General features: G+C 68.2%; 27 protein-coding genes and 1 other RNA gene. 10 read left to right on the top strand and 18 right to left on the bottom strand.

The features are described 5' to 3' along the window. From recR to ffs, 4 genes are all read right to left on the bottom strand, one after another. Positions 1 to 606, bottom strand: a complete 606-nt coding sequence (gene recR / locus ACSQ3M_RS24390; RefSeq protein WP_436152663.1) for a recombination mediator RecR — start codon at positions 604 to 606, stop codon at positions 1 to 3. Between the two features lie 105 nt (positions 607 to 711). Then, on the bottom strand, positions 712 to 1,032 hold the full coding sequence (locus ACSQ3M_RS24385) for a YbaB/EbfC family nucleoid-associated protein (protein ID WP_284167689.1): 321 nt from the start codon (positions 1,030 to 1,032) through the stop codon (positions 712 to 714). A gap of 19 nt (positions 1,033 to 1,051) precedes the next feature. Further along, positions 1,052 to 2,893: a DNA polymerase III subunit gamma/tau gene (locus tag ACSQ3M_RS24380; RefSeq protein ID WP_436152662.1), complete on the bottom strand. Its 1,842-nt coding sequence runs from the start codon at positions 2,891 to 2,893 to the stop codon at positions 1,052 to 1,054. 126 nt (positions 2,894 to 3,019) lie between these two features. Beyond that, positions 3,020 to 3,116, bottom strand: an RNA gene (gene ffs / locus ACSQ3M_RS24375) — signal recognition particle sRNA small type. A gap of 233 nt (positions 3,117 to 3,349) precedes the next feature. Between ffs and rpmH the strand changes: the two genes are divergently transcribed. The 6 genes from rpmH to ACSQ3M_RS24345 all read left to right on the top strand — a co-directional run bounded on the left by rpmH (position 3,350) and on the right by ACSQ3M_RS24345 (position 8,316). Next, entirely contained in the window at positions 3,350 to 3,484 is a 135-nt protein-coding gene (gene rpmH, locus ACSQ3M_RS24370; RefSeq protein WP_038364779.1) for a 50S ribosomal protein L34, read from the top strand. A 55-nt stretch (positions 3,485 to 3,539) separates the two neighbouring features. Continuing rightward, positions 3,540 to 3,923, top strand: coding sequence for a ribonuclease P protein component (rnpA, locus tag ACSQ3M_RS24365; RefSeq protein ID WP_436152661.1), 384 nt, complete (start codon positions 3,540 to 3,542; stop codon positions 3,921 to 3,923). A 44-nt stretch (positions 3,924 to 3,967) separates the two neighbouring features. After that, a complete protein-coding gene (yidC, locus tag ACSQ3M_RS24360; RefSeq protein ID WP_436152660.1) occupies positions 3,968 to 5,851 on the top strand; it encodes a membrane protein insertase YidC in 1,884 nt (627 codons plus the stop codon). A gap of 139 nt (positions 5,852 to 5,990) precedes the next feature. Continuing rightward, positions 5,991 to 6,623, top strand: coding sequence for a CatB-related O-acetyltransferase (locus ACSQ3M_RS24355; protein WP_436152659.1), 633 nt, complete (start codon positions 5,991 to 5,993; stop codon positions 6,621 to 6,623). Positions 6,624 to 6,632: 9 nt separating this feature from the next. Then, a complete protein-coding gene (yihA, locus tag ACSQ3M_RS24350) occupies positions 6,633 to 7,298 on the top strand; it encodes a ribosome biogenesis GTP-binding protein YihA/YsxC (protein ID WP_436152658.1) in 666 nt (221 codons plus the stop codon). A 160-nt stretch (positions 7,299 to 7,458) separates the two neighbouring features. Further along, positions 7,459 to 8,316: a VOC family protein gene (locus tag ACSQ3M_RS24345; RefSeq protein ID WP_436152657.1), complete on the top strand. Its 858-nt coding sequence runs from the start codon at positions 7,459 to 7,461 to the stop codon at positions 8,314 to 8,316. A gap of 3 nt (positions 8,317 to 8,319) precedes the next feature. Here ACSQ3M_RS24345 and ACSQ3M_RS24340 read toward each other — a convergent pair whose 3' ends face one another. The 5 genes from ACSQ3M_RS24340 to ACSQ3M_RS24320 all read right to left on the bottom strand — a co-directional run bounded on the left by ACSQ3M_RS24340 (position 8,320) and on the right by ACSQ3M_RS24320 (position 12,072). Next, positions 8,320 to 8,772, bottom strand: a complete 453-nt coding sequence (locus ACSQ3M_RS24340) for a GNAT family N-acetyltransferase (RefSeq protein WP_436152656.1) — start codon at positions 8,770 to 8,772, stop codon at positions 8,320 to 8,322. Then, positions 8,769 to 9,743 carry a cysteine synthase A gene (cysK, locus tag ACSQ3M_RS24335; protein ID WP_436152655.1) on the bottom strand — a complete coding sequence of 325 codons (975 nt, stop codon included), beginning with the start codon at positions 9,741 to 9,743 and terminating at the stop codon, positions 8,769 to 8,771. Before cysK ends, ACSQ3M_RS24340 begins: the two co-directional genes overlap by 4 nt. A gap of 90 nt (positions 9,744 to 9,833) precedes the next feature. Continuing rightward, positions 9,834 to 10,286 carry an RrF2 family transcriptional regulator gene (locus ACSQ3M_RS24330; protein WP_436152654.1) on the bottom strand — a complete coding sequence of 151 codons (453 nt, stop codon included), beginning with the start codon at positions 10,284 to 10,286 and terminating at the stop codon, positions 9,834 to 9,836. Then, positions 10,283 to 10,768, bottom strand: coding sequence for a dUTP diphosphatase (gene dut / locus ACSQ3M_RS24325; RefSeq protein WP_436152653.1), 486 nt, complete (start codon positions 10,766 to 10,768; stop codon positions 10,283 to 10,285). Before dut ends, ACSQ3M_RS24330 begins: the two co-directional genes overlap by 4 nt. A gap of 5 nt (positions 10,769 to 10,773) precedes the next feature. Next, positions 10,774 to 12,072, bottom strand: a complete 1,299-nt coding sequence (locus tag ACSQ3M_RS24320) for a phosphopantothenoylcysteine decarboxylase domain-containing protein (RefSeq protein WP_436152735.1) — start codon at positions 12,070 to 12,072, stop codon at positions 10,774 to 10,776. Positions 12,073 to 12,231: 159 nt separating this feature from the next. Between ACSQ3M_RS24320 and ACSQ3M_RS24315 the strand changes: the two genes are divergently transcribed. Both ACSQ3M_RS24315 and ACSQ3M_RS24310 read left to right on the top strand, forming a co-directional pair. Next, positions 12,232 to 12,939 (top strand): CoA transferase subunit A, encoded by a 708-nt coding sequence (locus ACSQ3M_RS24315; protein WP_436152652.1) that lies wholly within the window; start codon positions 12,232 to 12,234, stop codon positions 12,937 to 12,939. Positions 12,940 to 12,954: 15 nt separating this feature from the next. Further along, the gene (locus ACSQ3M_RS24310) at positions 12,955 to 13,608 is read left to right on the top strand and encodes a CoA transferase subunit B (protein ID WP_436152651.1); all 654 of its coding nucleotides are present in this window, start codon (positions 12,955 to 12,957) and stop codon (positions 13,606 to 13,608) included. Here the strand turns inward: ACSQ3M_RS24310 and ACSQ3M_RS24305 are convergent. After that, positions 13,592 to 14,518 carry a LysR family transcriptional regulator gene (locus ACSQ3M_RS24305; protein ID WP_436152650.1) on the bottom strand — a complete coding sequence of 309 codons (927 nt, stop codon included), beginning with the start codon at positions 14,516 to 14,518 and terminating at the stop codon, positions 13,592 to 13,594. The genes ACSQ3M_RS24310 and ACSQ3M_RS24305 overlap by 17 nt on opposite strands. Positions 14,519 to 14,663: 145 nt before the next feature. On the opposite strand from ACSQ3M_RS24305, the gene ACSQ3M_RS24300 reads away from it, so the two are divergent. Continuing rightward, positions 14,664 to 15,860, top strand: coding sequence for an MFS transporter (locus ACSQ3M_RS24300; protein ID WP_436152649.1), 1,197 nt, complete (start codon positions 14,664 to 14,666; stop codon positions 15,858 to 15,860). On the opposite strand, the gene bluB is transcribed toward ACSQ3M_RS24300, so the two are convergent. The 5 genes from bluB to cbiE all read right to left on the bottom strand — a co-directional run bounded on the left by bluB (position 15,857) and on the right by cbiE (position 20,468). Further along, positions 15,857 to 16,489, bottom strand: a complete 633-nt coding sequence (gene bluB / locus ACSQ3M_RS24295; RefSeq protein ID WP_436152648.1) for a 5,6-dimethylbenzimidazole synthase — start codon at positions 16,487 to 16,489, stop codon at positions 15,857 to 15,859. The genes ACSQ3M_RS24300 and bluB overlap by 4 nt on opposite strands. Then, positions 16,486 to 17,811, bottom strand: coding sequence for a cobyrinate a,c-diamide synthase (locus ACSQ3M_RS24290; protein ID WP_436152647.1), 1,326 nt, complete (start codon positions 17,809 to 17,811; stop codon positions 16,486 to 16,488). Before ACSQ3M_RS24290 ends, bluB begins: the two co-directional genes overlap by 4 nt. Continuing rightward, on the bottom strand, positions 17,808 to 18,575 hold the full coding sequence (gene cobM, locus ACSQ3M_RS24285; protein ID WP_436152646.1) for a precorrin-4 C(11)-methyltransferase: 768 nt from the start codon (positions 18,573 to 18,575) through the stop codon (positions 17,808 to 17,810). The genes ACSQ3M_RS24290 and cobM overlap by 4 nt, the downstream gene beginning before the upstream one ends. Further along, the gene (locus ACSQ3M_RS24280) at positions 18,572 to 18,958 is read right to left on the bottom strand and encodes a cobalamin biosynthesis protein (protein WP_436152645.1); all 387 of its coding nucleotides are present in this window, start codon (positions 18,956 to 18,958) and stop codon (positions 18,572 to 18,574) included. Before ACSQ3M_RS24280 ends, cobM begins: the two co-directional genes overlap by 4 nt. A 259-nt stretch (positions 18,959 to 19,217) precedes the next feature. After that, positions 19,218 to 20,468: a precorrin-6y C5,15-methyltransferase (decarboxylating) subunit CbiE gene (cbiE, locus tag ACSQ3M_RS24275; protein ID WP_436152644.1), complete on the bottom strand. Its 1,251-nt coding sequence runs from the start codon at positions 20,466 to 20,468 to the stop codon at positions 19,218 to 19,220. Here cbiE and ACSQ3M_RS24270 point away from each other — a divergent pair. Continuing rightward, entirely contained in the window at positions 20,467 to 21,228 is a 762-nt protein-coding gene (locus ACSQ3M_RS24270; RefSeq protein ID WP_436152643.1) for a cobalt-precorrin-6A reductase, read from the top strand. The genes cbiE and ACSQ3M_RS24270 overlap by 2 nt on opposite strands. Here the strand turns inward: ACSQ3M_RS24270 and cobJ are convergent. From cobJ to ACSQ3M_RS24255, 3 genes are read right to left on the bottom strand one after another with little or no spacing between them, the layout of a single operon-like run. Next, the gene (gene cobJ / locus ACSQ3M_RS24265) at positions 21,171 to 21,962 is read right to left on the bottom strand and encodes a precorrin-3B C(17)-methyltransferase (RefSeq protein ID WP_436152642.1); all 792 of its coding nucleotides are present in this window, start codon (positions 21,960 to 21,962) and stop codon (positions 21,171 to 21,173) included. The two genes, ACSQ3M_RS24270 and cobJ, sit on opposite strands and share 58 nt — an antisense overlap. After that, entirely contained in the window at positions 21,959 to 22,711 is a 753-nt protein-coding gene (locus ACSQ3M_RS24260; RefSeq protein WP_436152641.1) for a precorrin-2 C(20)-methyltransferase, read from the bottom strand. Before ACSQ3M_RS24260 ends, cobJ begins: the two co-directional genes overlap by 4 nt. Next, positions 22,708 to 23,340: a precorrin-8X methylmutase gene (locus tag ACSQ3M_RS24255; RefSeq protein WP_436152640.1), complete on the bottom strand. Its 633-nt coding sequence runs from the start codon at positions 23,338 to 23,340 to the stop codon at positions 22,708 to 22,710. Before ACSQ3M_RS24255 ends, ACSQ3M_RS24260 begins: the two co-directional genes overlap by 4 nt. Between the last annotated feature and the right edge of the window lie 4 nt (positions 23,341 to 23,344).

Here is a 23,344-nt window from a genome sequence, read left to right as displayed (position 1 = left end):
TTAAAAGCCCGTCCGCTGGCGGATAGCTGCCGCCAGCGTGCCGTCGTCGAGATAATCGAGCTCGCCGCCGACCGGCACGCCATGGGCGAGCTTGGTCACCTTGACCTGAAGATGGGTCAAGAGATCGGTGATGAAATGCGCCGTGGTCTGGCCCTCGACCGTGGCGTTGAGCGCGAGGATGATCTCCTTCACCGCTGGATCCGAGGCGCGGGCGACGAGTGAGTCGAGCGAGAGATTCTCCGGCCGGATGCCGTCGAGCGCCGAGAGCACGCCGCCGAGCACGTGATAGCGTCCGCTGACCGCGCCGGAGCGCTCCAGCGCCCAGAGATCGGCGATATCGGCGACGACGACGATCAGGCTGTCGTCACGGCGCGGGTCGCGGCAGAGCCCGCAGGGATCGCTGGTATCGACATTGCCGCAGGTCGAGCAGACGACGATGCGCTCGCGCGCCACCGCCATCGCCTCGGCGAGCGGGCCGAGCAATTGCTCGCGCTTCTTGACGAGGTGGAGCGCCGCGCGCCTGGCCGAGCGCGGCCCTAGGCCCGGCAGCTTGGCCAGGAGCTGGATCAGGCGCTCGATCTCGGGGCCGGCGATGCTGCGGGACATGGATCTCTGGGCGTCATGATCGGCCTTGAGCCGATCATCTCAGGACAAGAGGGTTCTTCTGCGAGAGATGCTCGGGGCAAGCCCGAGCATGACGCTGGAGCCAGCTCAGAACAGCTTCATGCCGGGCGGGATCGGCAGGCCGCGGGTGACCTCGGCCATCCTCTCCTGCACCGAGCGTTCGGCCTTGTTGCGGGCATCGTTGCTGGCGGAGAGGACGAGATCCTCGAGGATCTCCTCCTCGCCCTGGACCATCAGGCTCGGGTCGATCTTCACCGATTTCAGCACGTTCTTGGCGGTCATCACCACCTTGACCAGGCCACCGCCGGCCGAACCCTCGAATTCGAGCGTCTCGAGCTCGGCCTGCATGTCGGCCATCTTCTTCTGCATGTCCTGCGCCTGCTTCATCAGGCCCATCATGTCGCGCATGGCGGCGTTCCCTTCGCGTTCAGTTGTCGGTCCAGAATTCGACACCCTCGAAATCCGGCTCGCTGTCGTCGAAGAGCGGCTCGGCCTCGGGCAGATCCTCGTCGCCGCCCGCTGCCATGGCCGGCGCCTCGGGTTCCGGCTCGCGCGGATCGCGGACATCGACGATGCGCGCGCCTGGAAAGCGTTCCAGCACGGCGCGCACGGCGGGGTGGCTGGCGGCATCGTTCTCGCGCTTGTCGCGCGCGGCCACCGCCTGCTCGCGCAGGGTCGCCGTTCCCTCGGCGTTGACGACGGCGACCAGCCAGGTCTGGCCGGTCCATTCCTTCAGCCGCTTCGACAGGTCGTTGGCGAGAAGGCGGTTGCCGCTCTCGGCCAGCGCGAACTCGATCCGGCCCTGCTCGAAGCGCACCAGCCTGATGTCGCGTTCCAGCGCCAGCTTCATGGTGATGTCGCGCTGGCGTGAGGCGAGCGCGACCAGATCTTCCAGGTTCTGCGGCTGTGGCAGGGCGCTGGCGCGCGGCTGCGCGACAGGCATGGGATTGGCGCTGGCGAGCACCGGGCGGGCCGCGAGCGCGGTCGCGCCGCCGCCGGAGGGCGACCGCGGGGCGGGTGAGCCGTTGCCGCCAAGGCTGCCGCCGCCGTCGCGGAGCATCCGCAGTGCTTCGTCCGGCGTCGGCAGGTCGGCGGCATGGGCGAGGCGCACCAGCGCCATCTCGGCCGCCAGCACCGGCCGATCGGCCTGGCGGACTTCGCCGATCGCTTTCAGCAGCATCTGCCAGGCTCGCGCCAGCACGCGGACCGACAGGCGCTGGGCGAAGTCGGCGCCGCGCACCCGTTCGGCCTGGGAGAGGCTGTTGTCCTTGGCGGCATCCGGCACGAGCTTGAGGCGGGTGACCAGATGGCTGAACTCGGCGAGGTCGGAGAGCACGACAGCCGGATCGGCACCGGCGTCGTATTGCGCCCTGAGCTCGGTCAGCGCTCCGGCGATGTCGCCTTTCATCACCAGCTCGAACAGGTCGATGACGCGCGCCCGGTCGGAGAGGCCGAGCATGCTGCGGACCTCGTCCAGCGTGATCCTGCCGCCGGCATGGGCGATGGCCTGGTCGAGGATCGAGAGCGAGTCGCGCACCGAGCCCTCGGCGGCCCGCGCCACGGCGGCGAGCGCCTCCTCCTCGGCCTCGATGCCCTCTGCCTGGCAGATCTTGCCGAGATGCCCGACCAGCAAGCCGGCGTCGACGCGGCGCAGGTCGAAGCGCTGGCAGCGCGACAGCACCGTCACCGGAACCTTGCGGATCTCGGTTGTGGCGAAGATGAACTTGGCGTGCGGCGGCGGCTCCTCCAGCGTCTTCAGGAAGGCGTTGAAGGCGCCTCCCGAGAGCATGTGGACCTCGTCGATGATGTAGACCTTGTAGCGCGCGCTGGTCGGGGCGTAGCGCACCGCGTCGTTGATCTGGCGGACATTGTCGACGCCGTTGTTCGAGGCGGCGTCGATCTCCATCACGTCGATATGCCGGCCCTCGACGATCGCCTGGCAATGCACGCCGAACTGCGTGAGGTTGGTGGTCGGGGCACCGCTGCCGTCGGCGTTCTGGTAGTTCAGCGCCCGCGCCAGGATGCGCGCCGTCGTGGTCTTGCCGACACCGCGCACGCCGGTCAGCATCCAGGCCTGTGGAATACGGCCCGCCGCGAAGGCATTGGTCAGCGTCCTGACCATGGCGTCCTGGCCGATCAGGTCGCCGAAATGCGCCGGCCGGTACTTTCGCGCCAGCACGCGATAGCCGGTGGGCGCTGCGGCCGGGGCTGGCGCCGGAGCCATGCCGGGAAAACCCGGCTCGTCGGCGGGGACGGTCTCGTCGGTCATGCCCCTGCTTTCGCCAATCGCGGCGCGGCGGTCAACGCCACTCTGTCATGGACGGGCGCGAATGCGTCAGGAATGTGAAGAGAGGCGCGGCTCGCGCGCACGCGCAAAGACATAAGCTTGCGCGAAGGTAGGAGGTTGGACGAAGACCCGTTCGGTCTCGTTACGGCTGCTTCCTTCCGGATCTGACCGGGTTGGCGAGTGAGACGTCCCTCGCCAACCTCCCGCCGGCTATATCGTTGCTTTGGCGCGCGAGCGCAAGTCTGCGATGGAAGGCGCTGCTGCGACGGTCCGGCACAGGTGTTTCGGCATTGACTTGGGCTGCCCCATCCGCCATAAGCCCGCCACCTGCGCTGCCTACCGGGCGGCGCGGACCCTTTTTGCACGACAGGCCTGGCTGGCATCGGCTTTCTTTGAAAGCTGCGCTTGCCCTGCCGATCAAGGCCCCGGAGACGGACCGTGAAGAGAACCTATCAACCCAGCAAGCTGGTGCGTAAGCGCCGTCACGGCTACCGCGCCCGTATGGCGACCAAGGGCGGCCGCAAGGTTATCGCCGCTCGTCGCGCCCACGGCCGCAAGCGCCTGTCGGCCTGATGAGCTCAAGGCGCGCGGTCAAGGCGCGCCCGTTCCGGAAGACTGGCAAACCGCCATGCGCCTCGCCCGTCTGACGCAACGCAAGGACTTTCTCGCGGCGGCCGAGCACGGCCGCCGTTTTCGTTCGTCCGCATTTACCGCGCAGGTGCTCGACAAGCCGGCCCAGGACGGCCTGCGCCTCGGGCTCACCGCCTCGCGCAAGACCGGCAACGCCGTGGTGCGCAACCGCATCCGCCGCCGCCTGCGCGCCGCCGCTGCGCTCGCTCTGGCGGAGCAGACCGGCAAGCCCTGCGATCTCGTGATCGTCGCCCGGCCCGAAACCGTGAACGCCGCGTTCGCGACCATGGTCGATGATATCGCGGTCGCGCTCGACCGTGCCCGCCCGAGCGGCGGCAAGCGCCGCCCCGATCGGCGCTCCCCTTCGCGCCCCGCCTCATAGACGCCCGCCAGGGCCGCCAGCGAGACCGTTTTCAGACAATGATGATGAAAGAAGACAACCGCAACCTGCTGCTGGCGATCACACTTTCGGTCGTCGTGCTGCTCGGCTGGCAATATTTCTATGGCCTGCCGCAGGCCGAGAAGCAGAAGCAGATCGCTCAGCAGAACCAGCAGACGCAAAGCCAGCAAGCGCCCGGCCAGCTGGCGACCCAGCCTTCCGGCGCCCCGGCTGCTCCGGGCACTGTGCCGACGCAGCCCGGCCAGGCGCCCGTCACGGCCGCGCCGGTCACCGCGACCCGCGAGGCAGCGCTCGCCGCCGGCCCGCGCCTCAGGATCGACACGCCAAAGATCGCCGGCTCGCTCTCGCTGACAGGCGCGCGCATCGATGACGTCTCGCTCAAGGCCTATCGCGAAACGGTCGACCCGAAGAGCCCGATCATCGTGCTGCTCTCGCCGGCCGGTGGGCCGAATGCCTATTATTCCGATTTCGGCTGGGTCGCGGGGCCGGGCGCTTCCGTCCTGCTGCCGAACGCCACCACGGTCTGGAGCGCCGACAGCGAGATCCTGACCTCGGCAAAGCCGGTGACGCTGACCTGGGACAACGGCCAGGGCCTGCTGTTCAAGCGCACCATTGCGGTCGACGACAACGCCCTGTTCTCGATCCGCGACGAGGTCGAGAACAAGGGCACGAACGCCGTCTCGCTCTACCCCTATGGCCAGGTCGTGCGCGTCGGCAAGCCGACGACGCTCGGTTACTACGTGCTGCACGAGGGCATGATCGGCTCGCTCGGCGAGCAGGGCCTGCAGGAATACACCTACGACACCGTCGACAAGGAGCCGGGGCTCGGCTCGGCGACGCATGGCAAGGCCTGGAAGGACGTCGTTGGTGGCTTCGTCGGCATCACCGACAAGTACTGGGCCGCCGCCGCGATCCCGGACCAGGGCAGGAAGTATGAAGGTCGCTACTCCTCGGTCCAGACCGGATCGGTGCGCACCTATCAGGCCGATTTCCTCGGCGAAGCCGTCAATGTTGCGCCGGGTGCTTCGGCCAGCGCCTCCTCGCGCCTGTTCGCCGGCGCCAAGGAAGTCTCAGCCATCGACGGCTACGAGAAGAACCAGGGCATCAAGCGCTTCGAGCTGATGATCGACTGGGGCTGGTTCTATTTCATCACGAAGCCGATGTTCTACGTGATGGACTGGGTCTACAAGCATGTCGGCAATTTCGGCATCGCGATCCTGGTCGTGACCGTCCTGCTGAAGGGCCTGTTTTTCCCGCTCGCCAACAAGTCCTACGCCTCGATGGCGAAGATGAAGGCGGTTCAGCCCGAGATGGTGGCGATCCGCGAGCGCTATGCTGACGACAAGATGAAGCAGCAACAGGCGCTGATGGAGCTGTACAAGACGCAGAAGATCAACCCGCTCGCCGGCTGCTGGCCGGTGCTGGTGCAGATCCCGGTCTTTTTCGCGCTCTACAAGATCCTGTTCATCACCATCGAGATGCGGCACGCGCCGTTCTACGGCTGGATCCGCGACCTTGCCGCGCCCGACCCGACCAACCTCTTCAACCTGTTCGGCGCCCTGCCGTTCACGCCGCCGGCCATGCTGCATCTCGGCATCTGGCCGATCCTGATGGGCGTGACGATGTTCGTGCAGATGAAGATGAACCCGGAGCCGCCGGATCCGGTCCAGAAGATGATGTTCACCTGGATGCCGGTGTTCTTCACCTTCCTGCTCGGTTCGTTCCCGGCCGGCCTGGTGATCTACTGGAGCTGGAACAACCTGCTCTCGATCCTGCAGCAGGGCTTCATCATGAGGAAGCACGGCGTCAAGATCGAGCTGTTCGACAACATCAAGTCGATGTTGGGCAAGAAGCCGGCCGCGGCTGGCGCTGTAACCGCGCCCAAGCCGGCGAACAGCAACAAGAAGTGAGGCGGCGGGGCGAGAGCCCCGACCGCAACGACATGGAACGCCGGATGCCTCTCGGGGCTCCGGCGTTTTGCGTTCGCTGCTGGGTCTGCGCGGCTTAGCGGCTTGTCCGTGACGATGGCGATGTGCTTAGTGCCGCGCCATGCCCTTGCCCGACCCAAAAACCCGCCATCCGATCGCCGGCTGGAAAGGCACGGCCTTCCTCAAGGCCGTCGTCGACCATCCGCTCGTCGAGGTTGGTGACTACTCCTATTACGATGACTCGCGCGGTCCCGAGCATTTCCTCGCCCGCTGCGTGCGCTATCATTTCGACTTCATCGGCGACCGGCTGATCATCGGCAAGTTCGTCGCGATCGCCCAGGCGGCGCAGTTCATCATGAACGGCGCCAACCATCCGATGGGCGGCTTCTCGACCTATCCCTTCGGCATGTTCGGCTTCGAGAACGTGCCCGACTTCACCCGCGACGGCCTTGGTTTGCGTGGCGACACCGTGATCGGCAACGATGTCTGGATCGGCCGCGAGGCCGTGATCATGCCCGGCGTGACGATCGGCGACGGCGCGATCATCGGCACCCGCGCCCAGATCGCGCGCGACGTGCCGCCCTATGCCGTCGTCGTCGGCAATCCCGGCCGCGTCGTGAAGACGCGCTTCCCGCCGGAGGTGGTCTCAGCGCTGCTCGAGATCCGCTGGTGGGACTGGGAACCGGAAAAGATCGCGCGCAACCTGCCATTGATCGCCGGCGCAGACATCGACGCGCTGCGTGCCGCCGTGTAGGCAAAGGCGATGACCTCAGATCAGACCGCCTCCTTCACCGCCGACGAGCTCGAATCCGCCCGCAAGCTGTTCGAGGGTCCGTGGGATTTCGTCTGGGCCTCGACCAAGATCGACGACTTGCCGCCCATGGTCGGCCACGAGATCGCCTTCGCTGGCCGCTCCAATGTCGGCAAGTCGAGCCTGATCAACGCGCTGACCCGCCGCAACGCTTTGGCGCGGACCTCGCACACGCCAGGCCGCACCCAGCAGCTCAATTTCTTCCGGCAGGTCGACCATGACGAGCGCCTGACCATCGTCGACATGCCGGGCTATGGCTATGCCGCCGTCGGCAAGGAGAAGGTCGCGGCCTGGACGCGGCTGATCCACGAGTATCTGCGCGGCCGGGCCAATCTGATGCGCGTCTATGTGCTGATCGACGCCCGCCACGGTTTGAAGGATGTCGACGGCGCCGTGCTGGAGACGCTCGACAAGGCCGCCGTCAGCTATCAGGTCGTGCTGACCAAGGGCGATGCGCTCAAGCAGGCCGACCAGACCTTCATGGCCGAGGCGACCTATGACGAGATCAAGCGCCGCCCCGCCGCTTTCCCCGAAGTGCTGTTGACCTCCAGCGAAAAGGGGCTCGGCATCCCCGAGCTTCGTGCCGCGATCGGGCGAACGCTGGCGGAGCGCGCCTGACGGCGGCCGCCATTGCTTCGCCGCGTCTCTGTTTGCAGATGTCGATCGAGTTTATTGCGCATGCGCAATCTTAAACTTGCCCTGCGAGGGGACGACAAGCACGGTTGAAAGCCCCATCTTGCTGGAAAGCGCATTGCCGCTCGCAAGTTTGGAGAGTTCCATGTCCGCAGCCACTGAGGCTTTGGCCCACCCCGTCCGTAACGAGGCCCTCGACGCACCCGTGCATATCGGCGCGGTGAGCTTGCACGTCCGCGACCTTGCCGGGCTGACGGCGTTCTATCGCGATGCGATCGGGCTTTCGCTCGTCGAGCAGGATGCGGACCACACCGTGCTTGGCGCTGGCGGCGAGCCACTGGTCAAGCTCGAAGCGGGCGCGCAGCTTCCGTCCTCGGCTGCCGGCCTATTCCATATGGCGATCTTGCTGCCGTCGCGCCGCGATCTCGGCAACTGGCTGCGGCATGCGGCCGAGAGGGGCGTTGGGCTGGAGGGTGCCTCGAACCACCTCGTCAGCGAGGCGCTCTATCTCTCCGACCCCGAGGGCAACGGCATCGAGATCTATCGCGACCGCAGCCGCGCCGAGTGGCCGCGTCTCGACGGCGGCCGCCTGAAGATGGCAACCGAGCGGCTCGATCTCGACGCGCTCCTGCGCGATGCAGACGGACGCAGCTATGCCGGCATGCCTGATGGTACCGTGATGGGCCATATCCATCTGCGCGTCGGCGATGTCGCAGAGGCGGAGAGTTTCTATCGCGATGCGCTCGGCTTCGAGGTGACAGTGCACTATCCCGGCGCGAGCTTCATGGCGACCGGCGGCTATCATCACCACATCGCCGCCAATACCTGGCACAGCCGCGGCGCCGGTCCGCGCGGAGACGATGAGGCAGGTTTGTCGAGCTTCGAGCTGGTTGCGCGCGATGCGGACGCTCATGCCGCGCTGAGCCGTCGTATGGCGGCTGCTGGCGGCGATGCTGGATCGGTCGTCGATCCCTGGGGCAACCGGATCACGCTCCGAGGCTGACTTTCAGCGCGTCAGCAGATGGGTCCGGCGGGTGCCGCCGGCATCCGGCAGGAAGCCTATTGCCTCCCAGAAGGCGGACGCACCGGCATCGGCGGCGTTGAGCGATAGGCGCGGCGCCAGCGCGAAGCCCTGTTGCACCAATGCGTTGGCGAGCGCGCTGCCAACGCCTCCACGCCGGTGCTCCGGCCGGACATAGACATGGCGGATGCGCAGCAGATCGGGAGCCGGATCATAGGGGTCGGGTGTCACCGCCCCGACCGCTGCCAGCATGCCGTCGCGATAGAGCGCGAAGAGCGCGTTGCGGTCGTCTCCAGCCAGATAGCGGCCGGCGTCCCATTCTTCGAGGATGCCCTCGACGAAGCGGTAGCCCTCGGCCGCCGCCTCGGCCTGCAAGGCAGGCAGATCGTCCGGCAGGGCCTCGCTCAGCCGGACGATCTGCAGGTTTGCTGGGATCACAGACCCTCGAACAGCGCGCTGGAGATATAGCGCTCGGCGAAGGAGGGGATGATCACCACGATCGTCTTGCCGGCGTTCTCCGGCCGGGCGCCGACCTCCAGCGCTGCGGCGACCGCCGCGCCCGAGGAGATGCCGGCCGGGATGCCTTCGCTCTTGGCGAGCGCGCGCGAGGTCTCGAAGGCGGTCTGGTTGCCGACGGTGACGACCTCGTCGATGACGCTCCGGTCGAGGATGCCCGGGATGAAGCCGGCGCCGATGCCCTGGATCTTGTGCGGGCCGGGCTGGCCGCCTGACAGCACCGGCGAATCCTCCGGCTCGACCGCGACCATCTTCACGGAAGGCTTCTTCGCCTTCAGCACCTGGCCGACGCCGGTGATGGTGCCGCCGGTGCCGACACCGGAGATGACGATGTCGACCGCGCCATTGGTGTCGTTCCAGATCTCCTCGGCCGTGGTCTTACGATGGATCTCCGGGTTCGACGGGTTCTCGAACTGCTGCGGGATGAGCGCGCCCGGAATCTCGCTCTTGAGCTCCTCGGCCTTGGCGACGGCGCCGCGCATGCCGCCGGGGCCGGGCGTCAGTACGAGCTCGGCGCCGAGGAAGGCCAGCATCTTGCGGCGTTCGAGCGACATCGTCTCAGGCATCACCAGGATCAGGCGATAGCCGCGCGCCGCGGCGACGAAGGCGAGCGCGATGCCGGTATTGCCCGAGGTCGGCTCGATCAGCGTGCCGCCCGGCTTGAGCGCGCCGGAGGCTTCGAGCGCGTCGATCATGGAGACGCCGATGCGGTCCTTGACGCTCGAGATCGGGTTGAAGAATTCGAGTTTGGCCAGGATGGTCGCGTTGACGCCGCGCTCGGCCGGCAGGCGGTTCAGGCGCACCAGCGGGGTATCGCCGATCGTGTCGGTGATCGAATCGTAGACGCGGCCGCGGCCGGGGACACGGGCGGGCTTCTGCGCTGCATCGGCCATGGCGGCCTCCTTGCTGGTCTGGGCTTGTGAACTGGGTCTCAAACTAACATCAAATCACAGAATCTGTCGAGGAATGGTAGATTTAACGGATTAAATCGTGAAATCTGTATCGACCGGCGGTTTCCCGGTTGCGGAACGCTCCTCGGCCTCGCGGCAGAGGTCGGCGACGCTGACCGCTTCGAGCTTGGCGAGCCAGGCCTCCATGGCCTGCTGCATCATCGGGTCGACCACCGCGTCCACCAGGGCGGAACGCGGCAGCGGCGGCAGGGTTTCGTCGGCATTCGCCTGCATCGCGGCGCGCACGATCTCGCCGGCGGTGATGCGGCGGCGTTCCCTGGCGAGCTCGTAGCCGCCGCGCGGCCCGCGCACGCCCTTGAGGATCCCGACCCTGACCAGCGCCTGCAGTACGGTTTCAAGATGGCGCGGCGGCAATTCGTGCCGCGCCGCCAGCGCCTTGGCCGCGACGGGCGTGGGGCGGGCATGCAGGGCGATGTCGACCACGGCAGTGATGGCGAGCAGGCTGCGGCGCGAGAGCTGGATCATGCCTTGGCTCCGGCCGTCTGTCGCGGGGCGGCATCGCTGACCCCGGTCGAGCCGAAGCCGCCGGCGCCGCGCGCCGTGTCCGTGAGCTCCTCGACCTCGACGATCTCGGCCTGCAGCACCGCCGCGACGACGAACTGGGCGATGCGGTCGCCGTGTTGGATGATGAAAGCCTCCTGGCCGTGATTGATCAGGATGACCTGGACCTCGCCGCGATAGTCCGCGTCGATCGTTCCCGGCGTGTTGAGCAGGGTGACGCCATGGCGCAGGGCCAGCCCCGAGCGCGGCCTGACCTGGCCTTCGGTGCCCACCGGCAATTCGAGTATGAGCCCGGTCGGGACGAGCAGCCGCGCGCCGGGCTCCAGCCGCAGAGGCTCGTCGGGCAAGGCGGCGCGCAGGTCGAGGCCGGCGGCGCCAGCTGTCTCATAGGCCGGCAAAGGCAGGTCGTGGGCGTGCGGCAGACGCCTTATGCGGAGGGTCGCCATCGACGTCAGCTCTTTTTTGCCAGCAGATCGGCGAAATGCGTGACGAGGCGTGCCGCCACTTCGGCCTTGGGCAGGGTCGGCCAGGTCTCGACGCTGTCGGCGCTGACGAGGTGGACGGTGTTGGCGTCGCCGCCCATCACGCCGGTGCCTCCGACATCATTGGCGACGATCAGGTCGCAGCCCTTCCTGGCGAGCTTGGCGCGGGCATAGTCGACGACGTTCTGCGTCTCGGCCGCGAAGCCGACGACCAGGGCCGGCCTGTCGATCTCGCGTGCCGCGATGGTGGCGAGGATATCCGGGTTCTCGACCAGAGCGAGGCTGGGCGGCCCGCTGCCATCCTTCTTCATCTTCTGGCCGGCTGCGTCGGCGGTACGCCAGTCGGCGACCGCGGCGGCGAAGATCGCGAGATCGGCCGGCAGCGCCGCCTCGGTCGCCGCCAGCATGTCGCGGGCGCTTTCGACATGGACCGTGGTGACCCCGGCGGGATCGGCAATGGTCACCGGACCGGAGATCAGCGTCACTTCGGCGCCGGCGGCTGCCGCCGCGGCTGCAATGGCGTGACCCTGCTTCCCGGAGGAGCGGTTGGCGATGTAGCGCACAGGGTCGATCGGCTCATGCGTCGGACCGGAGGTGACGAGCACGCGCTTGCCCGCGAGCGGCTTCGGCCCGGTGGGGCCGCCGCCGGGCAAACGGCCGAGGAAGCCGATCGAGGGTGAATGCCGGGTCTCGCCGGCGAGCGCCAGTTCGATCGCGGCCAGGAGCTCATGCGGCTCGGCCATGCGGCCGGGGCCGCTCTCGCCGCGTTCGGCCATGGCGCCGGAATTGGGGCCGACCACGAGGACACCGTCTTTCTGCAGCGTCACCATGTTGCGCCGCGTCGCCGGATGCTCCCACATCCGCGGGTTCATCGCCGGGGCTACCAGAATGCGCTTGTCGGTGGCGAGAAGCGCTGTAGACGCCAGATCGTCGGCATGGCCGTTCGCCATCTTGGCGAGCAGGTCGGCGGTGGCTGGCGCGACGACGAGTAGGTCGGTCGAGCGCGACAGCGCGATATGGCCGATATCGGCCTCGTCGGTCAGCGAGAACAGGTCGGTGAAGCATTTCTCGCCGGCGAGCGAAGACACCGCGAGCGGTGTGACGAACTGCTCGCCCGCTCTGGTCAGGATGCAGCGGCAGGCGATGCCGTGATCCTTCAGGCGCCGGATCAGCTCCAGGCACTTATAGGCGGCGATGCCGCCGCCGATGATCAGCAGGATGGAGCGGGAGGCGGGCAAGGGCTTGGCTCCAGAAGGCGGGACGCGCAGTTTGGTAGCATCGGCCGGGCCGGGCTGTCATGTGCCGGCCTGAAGGCTCTTGGCTGTGCATGGTCACACGAGGGGCGCGTCAGCGGCGCATGTTGCAACCGCACCATGCGCTCGGCTAGTTTTTTTGAGCCCTCCCCACCAAGCGACGAAGGCATTCCGATGAAGAAGGTTTATCCCGACGCCAAGGCGGCGCTCGCCGGCGCCGTCAAAGACGGCATGACCATCATGGCCGGCGGTTTCGGCCTCTGCGGCATTCCCGATATGCTGATCGAGGCGATCCGCGAATCCGGGGCCAAGGACCTGACCTTCATCTCCAACAATGCCGGCGTCGACGGTGCCGGCCTCGGTGTCCTGCTCGAGACCCGCCAGATCCGGAAGATGATCTCGTCCTATGTCGGCGAGAACAAGCTCTTCGCCGAGCAGTATCTCTCCGGCCAGCTCGAGCTCGAATTCAACCCGCAGGGCACGCTGGCCGAGCGCATCCGCGCCGGCGGCGCCGGCATCCCGGCCTTCTTCACCAAGACCGGCGTCGGCACGCTGATCGCCGAGGGCAAGGAGGAGCGCGAATTCGACGGCGAGCGCTATATCATGGAGTGCGGTCTCTTTGCCGACATCTCGATCGTCCATGCCTGGAAGGGCGATACCGAGGGCAACCTCGTCTACCGGAAGACGGCGCGCAACTTCAATCCGATGATGGCCTCGGCCTCGCGCCTCACCGTCGCTCAGGTCGAGCATCTGGTGCCGGCCGGCGAGATCGATCCTGACCAGATCCACACGCCCGGCATTTTCGTGAAGCGCATCGTGCACGTCGCCAATCCGGCAAAGCGCATCGAGCAGCGCACCGTGCGCAAGCGCGAAACGGCTTGAGAGGAGATCACGCACATGGCCTGGACCCGTGAACAGATCGCCGCTCGCGCCGCCAAGGAGCTGAAGGACGGCTTCTACGTCAATCTTGGCATCGGCATCCCGACGCTCGTCTCGAACTACATCCCCGATGGCATGAGCGTGCAGCTCCAGTCGGAGAACGGCATGCTCGGCATGGGCCCCTTCCCCTATGAGGGCGAGGAGGACCCCGACCTGATCAATGCCGGCAAGCAGACCATCACCGAACTGCCGACCACGAGCTATTTCTCCTCCTCGGATTCCTTCGGCATGATCCGCGGCGGCCATATCGACCTCTCCATTCTCGGCGCCATGCAGGTGGCGGAGAATGGCGACCTCGCCAACTGGATGATCCCCGGCAAGATGGTGAAGGGCATGGGCGGCGCCATGGACCTCGTCGCCGGCGTCAAGAAGGTCGTGGTGGTGATGGAGCACGTGGCGAAGAACAAGGACGGCTCGGAATCGCCGAAGCTGCTCAAGGCCTGCGACCTGCCGCTGACCGGCGCCGGCGTCGTCGACATGGTGATCACCGATCTCGGCGTCTTCGCGATCGACGAGAATGGCGGCGGCATGACCCTGATCGAGCTTGCCGAGGGCGTGACGCTCGACGAGATCAAGGCCAAGACCGAGGCGCCCTTCAAGATCGCGGTCTGACATCTCCCGCACAAAGCCGCGCCAGCGCCTCGGCGAAGGCGCGCGCCGCCGGACCCATCGCCTCGTCGAGGCGGTGGGCGAGATAGGCTTCGGCCGGCAGCTGGGCGTTCCGGCCGAGCGCCCGGGTCGCGACCCGGACCAGCCTGCCCTCGGCGAGATCGCGCTCGATCAGCCAGTGGGGCAGCCGGCCCCAGCCGAGCCCGGCCAGGATCATCGCATGCTTGGTGTCCTGCCCGGTGACCCGGCAGGTCTGCGGCGAGAGCACGCCGAAATCCTGCGAGCCCGAGATCGGCGTTGGGTCGATCTGCACGATCTGGAGATGCCCGGCGAGTTCGGAGCGCGACAGGACGCGCCCATCACCGGCCCGGGCGAGCGGATGCGTCGCTGCGACGACCGCGATCGCCTGGATACTCGTCACGGCTTCGATTGCGATGCGCGGATCGCGGAAATTCTCGCCGACCGTGATCGCCAGCGCGCTCCGCCGCTCCAGCAGGGCGGCGATCGGTCCGCCGAGCGGCTCGATGGCGAGCCGGATCGTGACCGATGGGTAGCGTTCGCGCAGCTCGGTGAGCGCTGCGCCGATCAGTGGAGAGGGGAACAAGACGTCGATCGTCAGCGCAAGCTCGATCTCGACGCCTTTGCTGAGGCCATGCGCGCGGGCCTTCAGGGCGCCGACGCGCAGCAGCACCTCCCTGATGTCGGTCAGCAGCGCCCGTCCCTCCGCCGTCAAAGCGGGGCGATGGCCGGAGCGGTCGAACAGGGAAAGGCCGAGCTGCGCCTCGAGATTGGCGATGGCATGGCTGATCGCCGATTGCGCCCGCGACAGGCGCGTCGCTGCCGAACGGAAGCTGCCGGCTTCGGCCACGGTGGCGAAGATGCGCATCTGATCGAGCGTGAGAGCATCCAGCATGATCGATTGCCTTGATCGAGTTGATGCGAATTATCTCACTTTCTGAGATCGACAGGAAACCACATCTCGGAGCGGCGCCAGCATGTCGTCGAGGAGTGGCCATGACCGATCATAAAGTCCCGACCGTCATCGCGAGGCCTTATTCATGACGACGATCACGGCGGCACCTGCCGCCAGGACGGATTGGCTCGCCGTCTCCGTCGTCGTCGCCGGCGGCATCGTCGCGGCGCTGCAGGTTGGCAAGGCTGCGATCGCGATGCCGCTGGTCCAGGCCGAGTTCGGGCTGGACCTTGCGACGCTCGGCTGGCTCGCCTCGATCTTCGCCGTGCTCGGCATGGTCGGCGGGATTCCTGTCGGCACGCTCGCCATCGGCCTCGGCGCGCGGCGCGTCCTCCTCTTCGGCCTGCTGGCCGTTACGGTTGGCGCCTTCCTGGGTGCGGCGGCACCGCGTTTTCCGATGCTGCTGGCCTCCCGGGTTCTCGAAGGCTTCGGCTTCTTGCTGATCACCATCGCCGGGCCGGCCATTCTCCAGCGCGTCGCCAGTCCCGCGCAGCGCGACATCGCCATGGCGCTGTGGAGCTGCTTCATGCCGGCCGGCATCGCGCTGGCCATGCTCGCCGGGCTCTGGCTCACCGACTGGCGTATGATCTGGCAGGTCACCGGCGCTCTCGCCGTCGTCGCCATCGCACTCACTTTGCTCGCCGTGCCGCAGGTCGGCGGCGGCGGCCGCACCTCCCTGGCGGCCCTGGCAGGCGATGCCGGCGCGGTGCTGAGCGCGCGCGGCCCGCTGCTGCTTGCACTCACCTTCGCGCTTTACGCGCTGATGTTCTTTGCCCTGTTCAGCTTCCTGCCGGTGCTGCTGATGCAGCGCATGCAGGTTTCGCTCGCAACCGCCGGCGTGCTCGGTGCGCTCGCCAGCGCCGTCAACATCATCGGCAACCTCGCCGCTGGCATGCTGCTGGCGCGCGGCGTCTCGCGCATCGGCCTGATCGCCTTCGCCAGCCTGGTGATGGGATTGTCCGCGCTCGGCATCTTCCTCGGCCTCTTGCCGGATTCCGCGACCTTCCTGCTCTGCGTGCTGTTCTCGATGGTCGGCGGGATCATCCCTGCGACATTGCTCTCTTCCGCGCCGGTGCTGGCGCCGACGGCGGCGCTGACCCCGGTCGTCGTCGGTCTGCTGATGCAGGGCAGCAATCTCGGCCAGGTCGTCGGTCCCGTCGCGGTCGGCGGTGTCATTGAGGCGCTGGGCTGGCCCTCGGCGGCCGGGCTGGTCGGCGGCGCTGCCGTGCTCGCCATCCTGACGGCATTCGGCCTGCGCGGCGCGCTCGGTCGGGCGCCTTAGCCGCGCCCGGCGAGCCGCGTATCGCTCTCCCAACCAGCGCGGACCAGCTCCGGTACCTCGTGCTCCTCGTCGGGATAGCCGAGGCAGAGATAGCCGATCAGCTTCCACTCTGGTGGAGTGCCGAGGATACCCGCGATTTCGGCGGGATCGAGGATCGAGACCCAGCCGAGGCCGAGCCCATGGGCGCGCGCGGCGAGCCAGAATTGCGTGATCGCCGCCACCACCGAATAATCCAGCATCTCCGGCATGGTCCGCCGGCCGAGGCCATGGCCCTGCGCCGTGCCATGGTCGGAGAACACCGCGAACTGCACCGGCGCTTCGCGCAAGCCCTCGAGCTTGAGGCGGGCATAGAGTGCCGCGCGCGCTCCCTCGTAGTCGGCCAGCGCCTCAGAGTTGCAGCGAGAGAAGTTCGTCTGCACCGCGGCGCGCTGATGGGGGTCGTCCACCCTCAGCCAGCGCCAGGGCTGCGAATAGCCGACGGAGGGCGAGAGCTGCATCAGATCGAGCAGCTTAGCCAACAACTCTTCCGGCACCGGCTCGCGACGGAAGCGCCGGACATCGCGGCGCCAGGCGATGAGCTCGCCGAGCTTGTCGCGGAAGCCGTCGTCGAAGGCGGGCGGCAAGCTCACGCCCCCTCCCGGACCGCGATCGCGTGGAAGAACGAGCCGGAAGTCAGGCCACGGCGGCTGCCGGCGGCCGCGGGGGCCGAGCCGTGCGGATCGGTGACCATGGCAAAGGGCGGATCCTCGCCTTGCGAGATCACCGTCGCATAGTGGAATTCGTGCCCGCTCAGGCGGCTACCCGCAGGACCGAGCGGCCCGTCGGCAGCGAGAACCGCATTGCGATAACCGAGGTTCATCTTGCGCTTCGCGAAGCTGGTCTCGACCGAGAGCAGCCCGGCCATGGCATGGCTGACCCCATCGGCATCAGTGAGAGTATTCCCTAGCACCATGTAGCCGCCGCACTCGCCATGGACCGGGCGGGTGCGAGCGAAGTTGCGCAGCCCGTCGAGAAAGCGCGTCGCGGCCGCCAGTCGACCGGCATGCAGCTCGGGATAGCCGCCCGGCAGCCAGCAGGCATCGCAGCTTTCGGGCGGCGCCTCGTCGGCGAGCGGCGAGAACGGCATGAGTTCGGCCCCTAGCGCCCGCCAGCCCGCCTCGACATGCGGGTAGACGAAGCTGAAGGCGGCGTCGCGGGCGATGGCAAGGCGCTTGCCGGGCGCCGGCAGCGGGATCGTTTGATGTGTGGAGCTCGGCAAATTGGTCGCGCCTGCGGCGGCGATGACCGCGTCGAGGTCGATCGCGGCCGCGACGGCGTCGGCGAGCGCGTCGAGGCGCTGGTGCAGGTCTTCGGTCTCGCCGGCCTGGACCAGGCCGAGATGGCGTTCGGGCAGGATCAGGCTCGCCTCGCGCGGCAGCGCGCCGAACACGGGCAGGCCGATCTTCTCCATGCCCGCAGCGGCGAGGCGGCGATGGCGCTCGCTCGCGACCTTGTTGAGGATCACGCCGGCGACGCGGATGCGCTTGTCGTAGAGCATGCAGCCGAGCGCCACCGCGCCAGCCGATTGCGCCTGGCCGGAGACGTCGACGACCAGCACGACCGGCCAACCGAGCAGGGCCGCGATGTCGGAACTGGCGCCGGTGTGGCCGTCAGGACCGGGCACACCGTCGAACAGCCCCATCGAGCCCTCGGCGATGACGATATCGGTGTCCTGCGCCGCCACATTGGCGATCTGGCCGAGCATCGCATCCGGCATCGCATAGCTGTCGAGATTGGCGCTGGGGGTGCCCGTCGCCGCGGCGTGGAAGGCCGGGTCGATATAATCAGGCCCGCATTTCAGCCCGCGCACCTTCAGGCCACGGCGGACCAAGGCGCGTTGCAGCCCAAGCGTGATCGTGGTCTTGCCCGAGCCGGAACGCGGCGCGGCGATGAGCAGGCCTCTGGCGGTCATGCCTGTCCTCCGCTTGGCCGGAAACGCCGGTCATAGCCGGTGGAATAGAGCGCGCTCTCGGCAAAATCCTCCGCCGCTAGCGCCGGGCCGACGAGGATCAGGGCGGTCCGCTCAAGCTCGGCTGCCCGCACCTGGGCGGCGATGTCGGAAAGCCTGCCGCGCAGGATGCGCTCTTCCGGCCAGGAGGCGCGGAAGACGATCGCGACCGGACAGTCGGCGCCGTAGAAGGGGGTGAGTTCGTCCACGACCTGCTCGATCACATGGATCGAGAGATGGATGGCGAGCGTCGTGCCTGAGGCCGCGAAGGTCGCGAGCTTTTCGGTGTCCGGCATCGCTGAGGCCCGGCCGGAGGTGCGTGTCAGCACCAGCGATTGCGCGACGCCAGGCAGCGTCAATTCGCGCTTGAGCGCTGCCGCCGCGGCGGCGAAGGCCGGCACGCCGGGCGTGATCTCGTAGGGGATGCCAAGCTGATCCAGCCTGCGCATCTGCTCGCCGGTCGCACTCCAGATCGAGATGTCGCCGGAATGCAGCCGGGCAACGTCCTTGCCGTCGGCGTGAGCCGCCTGGATCTCCGCGATGATGGCGTCGAGATCGAGCGGGGCGGTGTCGACGATGCGCGCTCTGGGGGGGCACCAGCCGAGCATCGCCTTGGGGATCAGCGATCCCGCATAGAGGCAGACCGGGCAGGCGCCGATCAGTTCGCGCCCGCGCAGGGTGATGAGGTCGACCGCGCCAGGACCGGCGCCAATGAAATGGACGGTCACGCGGCGCTCCGGGCGAGAGCGCAGGTGACGCGCGCGGTGGCGATGCGCGGCTGGATCAGGGTGGCGCCCGGCCCGGCCGCGGCCAGCGCCGCCGCCTCTGCCACCGAGCCGACGCCGTAGAGGCCGGAAATCCGGGTCGAACGCGTGGCGCAGGCCGCCTCGAAGCCGGCGAGCGCTTCGTCGGGGATGGCGATGAGGGTGAGATCATGCGCCTGCGCCACGGCCGCAAGCCCCGGCTCGTCCCGGCGCGAGGCGAGCGTTGCGAGGCGGCTTAGTGCGTTTGTCGACAGGCCGGCGGTGGCCAGCGTCTGCGCCAAGCAGGCTTCGATGTCTGCCTCCGACGTGCCCGGACGCAGGCCGATGCCGGCGGTGATCGCTGTCATCGATTGTAGCCCCTATGCCCGTCATTCGCGATATGGCGCGGGACCCGCAGTGCGAACCCCTCCCCCTTGTGGGGAGGGGCAGGGGTGGGGGGCGTCCAGCTTGGTGAGCGGTTAAAGGACATGGCGCCGGACGAGCGGCAACGTTCGTCATAGAAAAGGTCGCGCCCACCTTTTCGCCCCCCATCCCCATACCCTTCCCCACAAGGGGGAAGGGAGGAGCCCGGCGCCCGCAGCGGCTCGCTGGCGTCGGCCCGAGGCATCACGGCTTCACCACCCGCCATTGCGTCACGGACATCGCAGCGCGCCAGCCATGCATCGTCCCGATCGGGTCGAGATGCGAGACGCCGATGCGGCGTAAGGCTCCGCCATGGGCGGAGAACAGCGCCGCGAGCCGGGCCTCGCCCTCGATCGTCACGGCGTTCGCCACCAGCCGTCCACGGGGCTTCAGCGCCGCGAAAGCGGCCTCGAATACGCCGGGATCGGTGAGCCCGCCGCCGATGAAGACCGCGTCGGGCGAGGCCTTGCCCGCGAAGCTCTCGGGCGCTTTGCCCTCGACCACCTCGAGCGGCGGCGCGCCGAGTGCGAGCCGGTTGCGGGCGATGCGGGCGGCGCGCTCCGGCCGCTCCTCGAAGGCGATGGCACGGTTATGGCGATGGCGCAGGCTCCATTCGATGCCGACCGAGCCCGAACCGGCGCCGATGTCCCAGAGCAGTTCGCCGGCGCGCGGCGCCAAGGCCGAGAGGGTGATCGCCCGGATATCGGCCTTGGTGAGCTGGCCGTCATGCTCGAACCAGTCGTCGGAGAGCCCGGTCGCCAGCGGCAGGATGCGGGCATCGCGGCTGGCGACCACCTCGATCGCCAGCAGGTTGAGCGGCACGATGCCGTCGAGCGCGAAGGCGTCGGCGCGGGCCTGCCGGATGCGCTCGTTCGGGCCGCCGATCGTTTCCAGCACGGTGATCGAACTCTCGCCGAAGCCGCGCGCGCTCATCAGCTGGGCCACGGCGAGCGGTGTCGAATCGTCCCAGGACAGGGCCAGAACCCGCGCACCCGGCTGGAGAAAAGGGATGATCCTCTGAAGGGCCCGGCCGTGCAGCGAGACCAGCCCGCACTCCTCCTGCGGCCAGCGCATGCGCGTGCAGGCCATGGAGAAGGAGGAGAGCTGCGGGATGACGCGCATCTCGGCCGCCGGCACCGCCTTGGTCAGCCCGGCGCCGATGCCGTAATGGAACGGATCGCTGGTCGCGAGCACGCAGACATTGCGGCCTTTTTCGGCCAGAATCGCCGGCAGCGCATTGCGGAAAGGCTGCGGCCAGGGCCGCGCCTCGCCGGGCACGTCGCCGATCAGTTTGAGGTGGCGCTCGCCGCCGAAGACGATCTCGGCACCCTCAAGCGCGGCCAGCGCCTCGGCGCAGAGGCCGGAGCGGCCATCCTCGCCAAGCCCGACCAGCGAGAGCCAGGGCCCGGGCGGTGTGCTCGACAGTTTGGTCGATTCAGGCGAAAACTGTTCCATGACGGTCCTCATCCTCGGCGGCACCAGCGAAGCGGCTGCACTCGATCAGCTCCTGGCCGAACAGGCACCCGAGATTCGCGCCGTGATCTCGCTCGCGGGTCACACCTCCGACCCGCGCCCTCTGTCCTTGCCGACCCGCACCGGCGGCTTCGGCGGCATTGCCGGCCTCAGGCAATATCTCATCGACGAAGGCGTCGTCGCCGTCATCGATGCGACCCACCCCTTCGCCGCGATCATGCCTTATCATGCCGAGGCGGCCTGCAAGGCGGAAGGCGTGCCGCTGCTGGCGATCCGGCGTGAATCCTGGAAGCCGCAGAACGGCGATCTCTGGAAATGCGTGCCCGACATCGACGCCGCCGTCGAGGCGCTGGGCGATGAGCCGCGCCGCGTCTTCCTGACCATAGGCCGGCTCGAATTGCCGCATGTCTTCGCCGCCCCGCAGCACCATTACCTGATCCGCGTGATCGAACCCGTGAATGACCTGCCGCTGCCGCACGCCAGGGTGTTGCAGCAGCGCGGCCCCTTCGAGGCGGATGCCGAGGAAAAACTGATGCGGGATGAGGGCATCGAGGTCCTCGTCAGCAAGAATGCCGGCGGGCCGATGACGCTCGGCAAGCTCGTCGCGGCGCGCCGGCTTTCCCTGCCGGTGATCATGGTCGAGCGGCCGCCCAAGCCCGATGTCGAGACCGTCGAGCATATCGATCAGGTCCTGCCCTGGCTGGTGGCACAGGGGCTCTTCGTCACCGAGCGCGGCGTATAGACGATCGGATTTCTGCCCTCGCGCGCGATCAATCGCGTCGCGCTGGCGCCGATCATCACCAGGGTCGCCATGTCGGCGCTGTCTGCCGCCGCGACGGCCTCGGTGAGCGTCAGGACGCGCAGGTTCTCGTCGGGGCGCCCGACGGCGCGGGCGAAGATCACCGGTGTTTCGGCCGCGCGGATCGTCGCCGCCAGCTCGAGGGCCTTACCGAGCTGCCAGGGCCGCGCCTTCGAGATCGGATTGTAGAGGGCGATCACGAAATCGGCTGATAGCGCCGCGGAGAGCCGCGCCGTCACGACTTCCCAGGGCTTGAGGTTGTCCGACAGCGAGATCGCGCAGAAATCGCCGCCGAGCGGCGCGCCGGCCTTGGCCGCCGCGGCGAGCATGGCGGTGATGCCCGGCTCGACCGTGATCTGAAGCCTGCGCCAGGACGGCTCGCCCGCTTCCAGCGCCTCGAACACGGCGGCAGCCATGGCGAAGACGCCGGGATCACCGCCGGAGACGACCGCGACGGCTTTCCCTTCAGCGGCCAGCATCAGCGCATGCCGGGCGCGCTCGACCTCGACGCGATTGTCCGAGGCGTGCTTGGCCTGGCCCGCGCGTTCCGGCACGCGGTCGAGATAGGGCCCGTAGCCGACGAGATCGCTGGCGGCTTCGAGCGCGGCCAGCGCCGAGGGCGTGAGATAGCGCGCCTCGCCCGGTCCGAGGCCGACAATGGCGAGCGAGCCGCTCACAGCCGCCGTCCTTCGCCGGGGACGAGGATCATCGAGAAATAGGGCGCCTCGTCATCGCCCTTGTCGGCGAGGCGCGTCACCACCTGCCCGGCCATGGTGGCGCGCTCGACATAGATGGCTCGGTTGATCAGCCCCGCGGCCTGCAGCGCACGGCGCACCTTGGGCAGGTTGCGGCCGAGCTTCATGATCACGGCGGCGTCGGTATCGACCAGCCGGCGCGTCAATTCGCTCTCGGCGAGCGTGCCCGGCACTACGGTCATGACGTCATCGCCCCAGCTGATCGGGGCCTCGGCGCGCGCCCAGGCGCCGGCCATGCCGGTGACGCCCGGCACCACCTCGGTCGGGAAGCGATGGGCGAGGCGGCGCCACAGATGCATGAAGGAGCCGTAGAAGAACGGGTCGCCGTCGCAGAGCACGGCGACGCTGCGGCCGGCTGCCATCTCGCAGGCGAGCTGCTCGGCCGCCTCGTCGTAGAAGGCGGCAATCGGCCCGGTATAGCCCTCGTCCTCGACCGGCACCTCGATCGTCACCGGGAAGGCGAGCTCGATCTCGCGGGCCGGATCGGGCGCGATGACGGCGTCGGCGGTGACGCGGGCATTGCCGCGCCGGCCGCGCTTGCAGAAATGCACGAGCCGGTCGGCCTTGAGGATGACGTCACGGGCGCGCACCGTCATGTAGTCGGGATCGCCGGGCCCGAGGCCAACGCCATAGAGCAGGGTGCGGGGCGCTTCTTCGCTCACGCCGCTCACTCCTTGACCTGCGCCAGCGCGTTGACGGCTGCCGCCGCCATGGCCGAGCCGCCGCGCCGGCCGTGCACGACGAGGAAGGGCACGCGCCCGTCCTGAGCCAGCGCCTCCTTCGATTCCGCCGCGCCGACGAAGCCGACGGGAATGCCGATCACCGCTGCCGGCTTCGGCGCGCCCTCGTCGAGCATGTCGAGCAGGCGGAACAGCGAGGTCGGCGCGTTGCCGATGACGACGAGAGAGCCCGCAAGATGCGGGCGCCACAGCTCCATCGCCGCAGCCGAGCGGGTCGTGCCGAGCTCCTCGGCCAGCTTCGGCACGGATGCGTCGGGAAGCGTGCAGATCACCTCGTTTTTCGCCGGCAGGCGCGCGCGGGTGACGCCGTCGGCGACCATGCGGGCGTCGCACAGGATCGGGGCGCCCCTGGCCAGCGCGGCCTCGGCCGCCTCGGCGAAATCAGGCGACATCGCCACGTCCCTTGGCAGGTCGGTCATGCCGCAGGCATGGATCATCCGCACGACCACACGCTCCGCCGTTCCCGAAAAACGCGACAGGTCGGATTCGGCTCGGATGATGGCGAAGGAGCGTTCGTAGATCGCGGCTCCGTCGCGGATATAGGCGTGACGCGTGTTCAAACTC

This window comes from Allobosea sp. LjRoot90 (assembly GCF_964254315.1).
Classification (GTDB): domain Bacteria; phylum Pseudomonadota; class Alphaproteobacteria; order Rhizobiales; family Beijerinckiaceae; genus Allobosea.
The sequence above is the reverse complement of the archived record's forward strand: the minus strand, read 5'-3'. Positions and strand labels throughout refer to the sequence as shown.